The sequence below is a fragment of the Rhizobacter sp. genome, assembly GCF_046595475.1.
Lineage (GTDB): Bacteria > Pseudomonadota > Gammaproteobacteria > Burkholderiales > Burkholderiaceae_C > Rhizobacter.
Genome location: NZ_JBKJOQ010000049.1, coordinates 39228 through 49722 on the forward strand (window position 1 = coordinate 39228; position 10495 = coordinate 49722).

The 10495-nt window shown below is 63.6% G+C and carries 3 protein-coding genes; 1 reads left to right on the plus strand and 2 read right to left on the minus strand.

The genetic code is table 11. The annotated features are described in order from the left end of the window. Positions 1-9: 9 nt before the first annotated feature. Together AC30QB_RS09660 and AC30QB_RS09665 are read right to left on the minus strand one after the other, a co-directional pair. Positions 10-264: a hypothetical protein gene (locus tag AC30QB_RS09660; protein ID WP_489545998.1), complete on the minus strand. Its 255-nt coding sequence runs from the start codon at positions 262-264 to the stop codon at positions 10-12. Positions 265-583: 319 nt separating this feature from the next. Then, positions 584-9760, minus strand: a complete 9177-nt coding sequence (locus tag AC30QB_RS09665) for a DUF8616 domain-containing protein (RefSeq protein WP_489545999.1) — start codon at positions 9758-9760, stop codon at positions 584-586. A gap of 489 nt (positions 9761-10249) precedes the next feature. On the opposite strand from AC30QB_RS09665, the gene AC30QB_RS09670 reads away from it, so the two are divergent. Then, positions 10250-10495, plus strand: a 246-nt coding sequence (locus AC30QB_RS09670; protein WP_489546000.1) for a hypothetical protein, incomplete at its 3' end; no start/stop codon positions are given.

The following is a 10495-nucleotide window of genomic DNA, read 5'->3' on the forward strand; positions in this document are numbered from 1 at the left end:
CGGGCACAGTCATGCGTTCAGGTCGCCGTTTTGTCCGTGGCAGAAGAGCCTCTCAGCTGACGCAGCAGCCGAGACAGCGGTCTCGTCAACGCTCGAGTCGCCGCACACCCATCGCGTGACCGCTTGGTGAAAGTTCAAAGGTCCGGGCACGGTCTTGTGCGGGTCCACGCCCAGCATCTCCAGGTGTTCGGCGCTGGCGCTGAGAAAATAGTCGATCACGATATCGACCTCCTCCAACTTCATCTCTCGCACTTCAAGGGTCATGGTGCCGCTCAAAAAATGACGCTTTCATTTTCAGGCAAGAGCTTAGTGCACCGGATCTGATGTCAAGTGGATATTCACAGCCGGGTGCACGGGGCAAGCACTACGCCGCCACGACTCAGGCGCGCCTCCGCATCGCTCGGCTTCGAACGAGCGCTTCATGCTGCCCTTGGTGCTGCAGCTGTCACCAGACGGCCGCAGCTTCCAAGACGGATGTAGCTTCCATGGATTCAGATTGCGCTCGAGGTACCCCCGGCAAGCGTGGCGGCCATCCCCCATGAGGTGAGACACCGGCCTTCAGGGTACGTACGAGCGCAAACCGTCAACCAGCGGCGGCCGCAGTGTCATTCACTTGGAAACGCCAACCATTGAGCACCACGTCGGGATCGCCCGGCTGATTGCTCAGCCTGCCATCCATCAGCGACAGGTTCAGGCCGTACTGCGGGTTGATCTGCACCAGTTGCTGCAAGGCTTGGGCAACCACAGAAACTTCACCACCGCGCGAGCGGGCCTCGCTCGCTGCCTGCGCCGAAAGAAGGTGGTCAGCATTGGCTTCGGCGATGCCCCAGAGGGTTGCGGTGCTGCGGTCAGCATCGCTAACGATGGCGAACAGGGGTTCCGGCTTCGGTGGCTCGGTCGCCACAAATGGGGCTTCCGGCGGCGCCTGAGGCGAGATGTCGCTCGCGCCGTCCGTCGGCGGCGCAGTCGCGATGGTGGTTGAAGTGGTGGTCGGGCCGGTGCCGTTAGCGGTTCCGACTGGGGTGGTTGAAGTCGTCTTGGCAGGAGTGTCACTCTGCTTTGAATCCTTATGGGCAAGGATCGAATTCACCAATTCGATGCCGAGTCGCGCCACCACTGCGCCGCCCAAAATGACGAGCGGTGCGACGCGGCTGGGGAGCGCAGGCTTGCCGCGCACGGCCCGGACATCGTTGATGCCCTGCCGTGCTGCGCCATACCCGAAGCCCAGATCGAGCACCGCTTTCGTGGCCCGCAGCCCAATGGGTGCGCTGGGGTCGTCAGGAAAGGAATCCTTGATGGCCCATGGAACGGAGCCCGTCGCATACCCTCCCATCACCCCGGTACGGGTGAGTCTGATTGCGGTGAGGTTTGCGTAGTCGTGCAGCTTGGCGAGCGGGGCAATCCGTTCGGCAATGTTCACGCTGTTCAACGCGATGTTGGCGGTCCCGAGAATGGCGTTGCTGTAAGTCGCCGGATTGCCGGGCTCAAACCCGTGCGTGATGAACCAACTGACTGTGTTGCCGGTGTTGACACCGAGCGTGCCGATCTGAAGCGAGGCGTTGACCCGGCCCGCAATCGTTTGAGTGGACAGTATCTTGCGCGGCGCAGTGCGCAACGCGTCCAGTGCCACGGTGTTGCCAGCGTCTTGCCGCAAGTCGTTGATTGCGTTCAGGAACACCGCTCGGTCTGGTTTGGGAATGCCGATCAAGCCGCCGCGCTTGACCAACTTCTTTTCGAGTGCATCGAGGTGCCCGCCCGCGCCCTGACCCGTGGCGACTTCATCAATATGCGTGTTGATCGACTGAGCCAGTTGGGTCCGGCCGGCGGCCATCAGCCCCCGGTAAATGAAGGCCACCGGCCCCGACAACGTGGGGTCGGTGAACGTACCGGGCATGTGGCCCATCAGCGTCGCCCACCCGCCCGTCGCCAATACAGAGCCTCCGGCACCTGCGAAGGAAACTCCACGCGCGCGGCGACCGCTTGCGCCACCAGCAGCCGGAGGGAGCGCGTCAGCGCCATCGGGTGGTGCTCCAGCTGGTGGCGCACCGCCTGCCCTGCCCGCGTCGTCGGTAGTCGCGATAGCAGCGGTAGCTGGCGCGGGCTCGGTCCGCAGCGCCAAACCCGATAGATCTGAGGGCGCCCACGGGACGCCCTCGAACCCACCGTCTGCCAGCACCTCTCGCGGCGGCTTGCGAGACACCACGAAGTAGTCTTGCGACCCGCGCGGGCCTTCGCCCAGCCCGCCCTGCTTGCGCGGCGCGCTGGCGCGCGTGCCGTGACTCTTGTCAGGGTGGCTTTGCCCCAACCAGCGTGGCTTGTTCGAGCCTTCCGGGGTGTGCACCCAACCCTTGAGTTGATTCGACGCCTGCCAGTCTTGCGCTGCGGCGGTGTCCACGGCAGTGCCGCGCTGGAACAGGTAGACGTTGAGTTCACCGTCGAGCGTCAGCCGGCCGGAGCGTATCTCTTGCAGCAGCTCGGGCCACTGCGTTCCCGGCACGCTGAAATCGTGGGGCGCATTCGCCATGCGCAGGGTGCTGTGGCCACCGCCGGCACCGCCTGCGGTGGGCGGCCAGGCAGAGGGCAACAGTTGTGGATCGACGCCGGCCTGCTCGGGGCGAGGCAGGCGCCACGGCTGGGCGAGCGCCTCGGCGGAGGCTTCATGCACCAGGGCGCCGTTCTCGTAGACCTCTGCGATGGGAAGGCCGGGCCGGAAGCGGCGGAACTGGCCGTCGGGCGCGTTCGCCGCAGGGTCGCTTTCGAATGAGATTCGATGGGTGTAGGCCACCGACCCGTCTGACACGACCTGGCTGTCAACGCGCATGGGCGCATTGCCCGCATAGACGTCGACGCGCAACGCGGTCGCCACTTCCTGCGCCAAGGCAACCACGCCGGCTCCGCCATCGCAGGCATAGATGAAGACGGGTTGGCCGGGCTGGTAGTTCGCGTGCGACTGGATCCTGCGCGCAACGGCCGGGCCGTCAAGCACCTGCCCATCGGCATCGCGCAAGCCGCCTGCTCGCCCGTCGGCTGACACGGCGAAATAGCCTTCGGGCACCGGCACGGCCTCTGCCACCAGGCGCTTGTCTACGCGCAGGCCATCCCCTTCGCCAAAGATCTGTAGGTCGGGCAACCGCCTCTGGAACAGGTTGATGCGCCCGCCGTTGAGCACGTCGACCGGCTGCCCGTTCTCCACCCTGATCAAGGGCGCGTCACTGCGATATCCCTCCGGCAAGGCAATCTTGAGTGGCCCCCGGTAGCCGGCGTTGAACTCCAAGCGATCGAAGGCCGCTCGCCCTTGCGCCACGTCGAGCCTCACCTTGGCCAGGAGGCCTTCCTGCGGCACGGCCTGGCCGGTTTGCACAGAGGCGTCTGAGACGACCAGCACCTCGCTTGCAGCGGGCACGGCGCCGCTGTCCACCGCTTCCATCGCCTCGGCAAGGCTGCCGAAGGTGTCGACCGACGCCAGCCCCGTGTCGCCATGCGGTTGCGCCGGCGTGGCGACGTAGCGGGCCCCTTCGAGCCGCCCGCCTGCGCGGTGCACTTCATGCAAGACGTTTTGTGTTGCCTGATCGCCCACCTGCTGGCGTGGCAGCTCCCAGCTCTTGGTGGCTGCCGACACTTCTGTGGGGGTGCTGAGAGCCTCGGCTCGGGTGGGCGAAGGCTTCTCGGGCGGCCCGCCAGGCACCCACAGCTTGGAAGCTGACTGTTGTGGCGGCGCATCCATATCCCAGACGCCTGTGAGCGGGTGGTTTTCCAGCATCCGCGCATTCGTGCGCATGTAGGCATGGAAGGCGCGGGCGCCGCCTTCCATGAGGGCCGCAGCGGTGTAGCGAAGGAACTGTTCCGGCGCTACAAGGTTGGGAATGATCCCGCCGTCGAAATAGGCCAGCAGCGGCGCCGAATAGCTTTTCAGGTCTTGCCCGATGGAATCCGAACCGTAGACGAAGCGGTTCTGGAACTCGTTCATGATGCCCTTGCCCTTGCCCCCCACCCAGTCATGGGTGCGGTGGTTGTCGCGAACCACCTTCTCTGCCACGGTGCTCCACGACATGTCGATCTTCACATTGCGTGTTTGGGTCAGCACATCCCTGAGCATTTCGGTGTGGCCACCGGTGCCGTATGACCCGGGGTAGCCTGAGCGGCTGAGGCCGCCTGCATGAGCCCAGACGAACTGGACGTTCGGGTACTTGTTGGCCATGTCGATCATCTTCTGGTGGTTCTGGTATTCGACCTCGCCGTGAACCAGCAGGTGTCGCCCCTCGACATTCATCTCGATCGGGCGACCGATGTCCATGTGAACCACCACCATGCTGCCGCGCAACTGCTCGTTCAGCATATGCAGGAAGCTGGCTGCGTTCTCCATTGTGTGCGGGCCATGCTGCCCCGACAAACTGACCAGGGACTCCACGGCTTCCTTGTTGAAGAAGTTGATCTCGCCCAGCCCCGCAACCTGGAAATTCACGTCGGGGTGGGCCTGCCTCATGTAGGCCATGACGTTGATCAATTCAGCCGCGCCTCCGGCCAGGCGCGGCGACACGCTGGTGATGCCCAGGTACACCTGCTGAGCCAGTTCCGGCGGCGTCTGCCTGAAGATTGCAGCGAAGTGGTCTATGTAGTCGCGCATGCGCGCCGAGCCCTCCAGCGGGGTCGTGGCATCGGCGACGTAGTTGACCAGCACCTCTCTCGATCCTGTGGTGGGGAAGTCAGCCCCGCGGACTCCTTCCAACCCCAGGTCGTGCGCGCGGTAGACGCCCTGGGGAATGCGCGCTCCGCCTTCAAAGACATGGGTCTCGCGTGCGCGCACCAGACCGCCGGGCAGCAACTCCACCGGAACCGGGCTCAGGCTTCCGGACGGGCTGCGCAGCAGGTAGTAAGGCTGGGTGGGGCAACAGCCCTTGTTCAGGGCCTGCGGAATTTGCTGGACGAGCAATTTCGTTTCAGGCCCCAACGCCCTCAAGAACTCGACGAAGGCCTGGTTGCTGGGGTTCGACAAGGTGTTGTAGCCCTGGTACCTGTCGGTGGTCGCGTGGTGGTGGCTGTCGCTGAAGCCGACCTTCAAGGCCTCTTGGAATGTGAGCCCGCGGCCCAAGTGCAACGGATCGACGACTTCATTGCCGATCCAGGCGCCGCGGCCGCGAGCGGTTTCGCCGAACGGTTCGTTGACGCGCGGGCCGTGGCCGTCTTTGGTCAACCAGTAGCGCCGCTGCGGCGCGTGCGCTGCATCGGCCATTGGCAAGTTGGGCCGAGCGACAACCGGTTTCTGCACGTCAATGGTTCGCCCCAGGGTGATGTCGCCGCGAGCCGCATGAACCCGCACGCCCAACTCGTTGCTCAAAGATGTTGCGAACGAGTCGCGCAACGGCGAGCCGGGGCTGGTGAGCTCCCCGCCGCGGCACACGTACAGCACCACCTCTTGCCCCGCGATGTGCCCTTGGGCTTGCATGTCACGCACGAGCTTGGGCAGGTCGGGCAGGTTGGTTTCATCGGCAACCACCACGAAGGCGTGTTCGTCTGCTGGCAGCCTGAGGTTTTGCACATCAACTGTTCGGCCATTCACCGTGACCTGGCCGTCTTGCAAATAGTTGAGGTCGGCCGCGCGTGCAGTGCTTCGGAGATCAGCGTTGCTTTGCTGACGGGCCCGGGTGTTCAGCCCTTGCGATTCTTTTCTGCTTGCAATGGCCTTGTCTGTCTTGACGACATCCTCTTTCTGCGTGGACTCGCTTCTGTTGCGAGCCGCCTGCACTTCGGCCCGATTCTTCTTCGCTGGCGATGCTGTGAGTGGGTCAGCATCGACTACCGCCGACGTGGGGCCCGCTGTGTCGGACAAGGCGGGAAAAGAGCGGGTTTGCAGCAGCGGGTCGATCAGGGGCGCTGCCACCGGTTGCACCCTTTCAGGCACACGCACCGGTAGCGCGTCTGTGGGTGGCCCTTTCGCGCCCGATGCGGGCTTCGGCACGGCGCTTGAACCCGAATTGTTCGTGGGTGCAACCGTCGGTTGACCGTGGCCGGGAGGGACATCGGGATGCGAACCGGTACCCGAACCGCGCGGCGCGCCCGGCTCTTTGGAGCCCGGGTTGACGGTAATGGGCGGCAACCCATCGTTCCCGACGACGGGTGGTTTGACAGAACCATCAAGTGCCGGCTTCCCTGCGCCGCTGCCCAACGCAAGGGGCTCCGGTGTCTCCCGAAAAGCGTCCAGCGGATGCGAGGTCGATCGCGGTTGTGCGCCTCGGCCCGGCTCCGCGCCTGGAGGTGAAGTCGTTGCACCGCTGCGGCGGAACACCCCGTCTTCACCCTGCACCATGTCAATGACAGGCAGGCCCTCGCCTGGGGCCTTGCCTGGCGAGACCACCGGCTCGACGGGAGGTTCGCGCAGGCGTTTCACGAATCCCGCATGTGGCGTCAAAATGCCGGCGCCACCCATGAGCAACCCCCCGAGCGCGTAGCCTCTCTCGGTTCCCGACATGTTCTCCCAATTGGTGCCGAGGGAGTGCGCCTGTGCGCCGACCTGCACGTATCCCAATACACGGGCGCCCTCGCCCATCACTTGAGCGGTCTTTTCCAAGGTGGTCGCGGTGCGGGCCCATCGTGCCGCGAGAGCGAACTGGCCTGTCGAGCGGGCCCCCGACGCCCCAACGGGCATCGCTGACGCGGCCAGCGTCAAGTAGTCCATGCGAACGTCCGCGTTTTCAATCGGGTTCAGCGACTGGCCGTGCGTCGCCTGGGTATAGAGGTTGTGGCCCGAGGTCAGCGCGAAGTAGGTGCCGGTGGCGCCCAGCATGGCCCACCCTGCCCCAACCACCGGGGCAGCCAGCCCGCCCGTGCCGATGGTCACGACAACACCCGCCACCAACCCTAAGCCACCGATGACCGGGTCGATCCAAGGGTGCTCGCGCCGCCATTCCTCGTCCCATCGTTCGTCGCGTGCTGGGCCAGTAAAGAGAATCACGTTGTTCTTGTCGTCGCGCTGGATCTTGCCGTCCTTGGGGATCGCCAGCTTCGTTTCGCCCGGCGGCAGCTTGTTGTTGTTGCGATAGTCCTGGATGGACTCATAGCTCCAGCCACGGTCGTCGATGAAGCGCTCCTTGCCACCCTCGTTGGTGATCTTCACGAGGATGGTAGAGACGAGACCGGTCTCCTTGCTGGAGTAATACACGGGCAGCAGCGTGATGAGCGGGTTGTCGTTGCCACTTTCCTCGACGACCTTCTTCACCATCTTGTCCAGCAACTCGCCCTGCCCCTTTGGCAAGTAGCGGAAAAGGTCTTCCTTGAATTCGGTCGCTGGCCCTTCGTTCGGGCCACCGTACCCGAGCGCCACACCCAAGGTGTTTTTGAGGTGCGTGGTGCCGTTGATGCGCAGGGGCTGCGCATATTTCGCGACGAAATCATTGATGGGCTGTTGCCCCTTCGCTGCTGGGTCAGCGCTGAACTCTTTGTGGTCGCTTTCCCTTTTCGCAGCGTCAGGTTGCGCGGGGCCAAGCTTTTGCTCGAACTCCATCCGTTTGTGCAGTGGCTCCGTGGAACCGGCCGCGTACACGCGCGCAGTCATGCCTGGAACGGAATAGGAGGAACTGCCCATGGCCCCCATGTTCACGGTCTGGGTCGTCGCCGGGAGCGGGCCCCCTGCAGTCTGTTCCTGCAGCGCCACCGCCTGCTCGCGTTCTGCGTCCAACTTCGCCGTCAGTGTCTTGCGGTCTTCTGCACGGAGCTCGGGGCTCGCAGTCGGCATGGCGTCGGTGGGCAACACACCACGAGGTGCGACACCGGCCACGGCAGGATCTTTTCTGATCCAGACCTCGCCGCTTCTCTTTTGCCGCTCCTGGTTCGCGGCGTTCACCGCTTTGTTGACCTCGCTCCTGTGCGCATCCACCCGATCTTGCTGTGTTTGCACCTCGTTCGGCGCAGCGCCACTGTCACGCAGCTGAGTAAGTTTTTGCACCTCGCCCACGTGCTCTTGCACTTTCGCGCGCGCCACCACGTCAAGCTTGAGCACCGCGGTGTCGCGGGTGAGCTCGAACCACTCGAACTCGAGTTTTTTCACCTCGTCGGGGGTTTTGCCGCTGCCGGGCTTGCGGGCCTCATTGAGTTCCGCTTCCTTGGCGGGCAACTGCTGGCTGGACGTGACCAGGCTCGCGTTTTCAGCATCCGACGGCTCTACAAACGTAGGCAGCTCGGGCTGCCCAGTTCCAGGCTGCCCCGGGGCGGCCGCAAGGGGGGCCGGGGGCGACGCGGGGACTATTGGGATGATTCGCGTGTCGGGTGATGTTTTTTTATATTCATCCAGCCGCTGCTGTGCGCCACTCTTTCCATCTTCGCCATTCAGCTTGATCCAGATCTCGCTCTTTTTGTCTGCAGCTTCCCACAGGGCAGAAGCTTCTGAAGACAACTCAATCCTGGGATTCGCCAGGAACGCAAAGCCCTCGGAGGAGTAGTAATACTTGCCGTTCTCCCGAACGATGTGGTCGTTCTGTTGGAGCTTGCCGTCTGCATCGAACTCCGGTTTGGTCAACGAATTGGGGTCGGAATTGGCGGGGGGGCGGCAGAGCGAGGCATCGTACTTTTCATAGGCTTTCTTGTAATCGATTGCGGACTCTTCAAAGCCGGTTTGGCGGTCTACGACGTCCTTGATCAATTGCATCTGGTGGCGGAACTCTTCAGCCCCCAAGAGATTGGTTTTTGCCCTTGATTTCCATAGCTGATCTCCGCTCTTTTCGGCATCCTTGACTTCTTGCGCCCAAATGCCCTGGTTGCGTTCAGCCAGCTTCAGATTGAGTTCGGCTCCGAGCCGGTCGTGCTTCCTGCTTGCTTCGTCAGCCTTCGCGCGCAGGGCGGTGGCGTTCTGCTTCAGTTCAAGGTTGGTTGTCGCGGGGCTGCTGCTGGCCAGCTTCTCCGCCGCCTCCGCCGCGCTGCGTGTGCTTGCGACTTCTTTGGCGCTGTCGTCTAAGGTTTTTTCGTCTTTCGTCGACTCGACATCTTGGGTCTGCTGCAAAACTCTGGACTCAGGGCTCTCTTTCTTCGCCGCGCCGGTCATCTCGCCCACGTGTTGATCAATGCCCTCCTGAGTGAGTTTTCCTGACCCCATGCGCTGCTTGATGAGCTGAGCCTGCGCGTCAATGGCCGCATTGGGATCTTGCCCCGTCATCTGTGCAATCACCGCTGCCGAACGCAACTCGGCTTGGTGTGCCAGCAGCATCGCGGCGTAAGCGTTTTGCATTTCCTGGCTGGGCGGCGCAGGAGGGGCGCCAGGCGCGGCATCAGGGGGCTGGGGAAGCTGGGCCTCCTTGATCGCCACTCCCTCGAAATTTTTCTCGGCAGTCGTCGACTCGACCTGCGTGTCGTGCCGCACTATTTCGCGATCCACGATCGGCGCTGTCTCCTTGTCCGCGATGCCACGCGCCTCGTTCACCATCTGGTCGGTGGTGGTTTTGTCCAGTTGAAGGCGTTCGGCCTCTTGGCGCATCTTGTCTTCGGCGGCCTTGAGCGCTGCCTCGTCCGCCAGGCGCTGCACCTCTTCACGATTCACCTGCTCCTGCCGCTCCAGCGCTAAACGCGCCGCCTTCTCAGCCTCCAGCCGAGCCGCTTCTTCGGCGCTCCTCCTCATCGCCTCCAGTTGCGCTTGCAGGTCTGGCGCGGGCGGCCCCATGACGGGGCGAGCGTCCGGCTGCAAAGCCGGCTGCGGCGGGGGCGGGGGCGGAGGCGCTGCGTAGATCTCGATCGATGAAAAACGGGAAAAAATCTCCGAGAAGCTGAACCAAGACATTGCGCATTCCTCCTGATTGACGTGGCTGGACTACGGCCGGAGCACGGTAGTCACCCGGATCGACTACCGATCACTGGTGGCAGGTTCAACTGGTCGGCTCGATGGCCGATCGCACGATTGCGAGGAACGTCGACACGCGCGAAGCAGTTGGACGTAGAAGCGCAGTCTGAGAACAAATCTACACGGGCGGTCTCGTGCCGCACAGCACGAAGATCCGTAGTGCCACCCTTGGTTCGTGCGCGCTCAAGCCACCAACTCTTGGTCGAGAATTTGCGCAGAAGGCCATGGGCATGTGCAGCCCGCTCTACTGCAAGCGCGCTCCCAGTCGGTGTCGCTTGATGGATGACGATTCTGTTTCGGGATGAAAACAAAGTAACCCGCGCGGCCTGACCGCCCGGGTGCAACGTTTCATTCCGAAGGCTCGTAGGGGCGGCGTTGAAGGAGGCGAGGTAGCCTCATCGGATCAAAAAGCCCTTGGAGGAGCCCGAAATGAAGCTGCCGTTTTGCGCATTAGTCGCCGTGCTGTTACTGCAGGGCTGCGGAGGCGCAAGCTCCCCCAGCGCCGAGCCCACCGAATCGCACGCCCAGGCTGCGGCGCTGAGTGGTGCCGCAGCGGCGCCGCTTGCCACTGCGCCCGCAACGTACACCCTGTTCGGCGCGCAAACGCCGGCGACCCCAGCCGACCCGGACGCTCAGCCGGTCGAGTTGGGCATGAAGTTCCAAGTCGCCACTGCA

Coding starts and splice junctions, on each gene's coding strand:
- AC30QB_RS09660 (WP_489545998.1), bottom strand. CDS start 264: ATGACCCTTGAAGTGCGAGAGATGAAGTTGGAGGAGGTCGATATCGTG.
- AC30QB_RS09665 (WP_489545999.1), bottom strand. CDS start 9,760: ATGTCTTGGTTCAGCTTCTCGGAGATTTTTTCCCGTTTTTCATCGATC.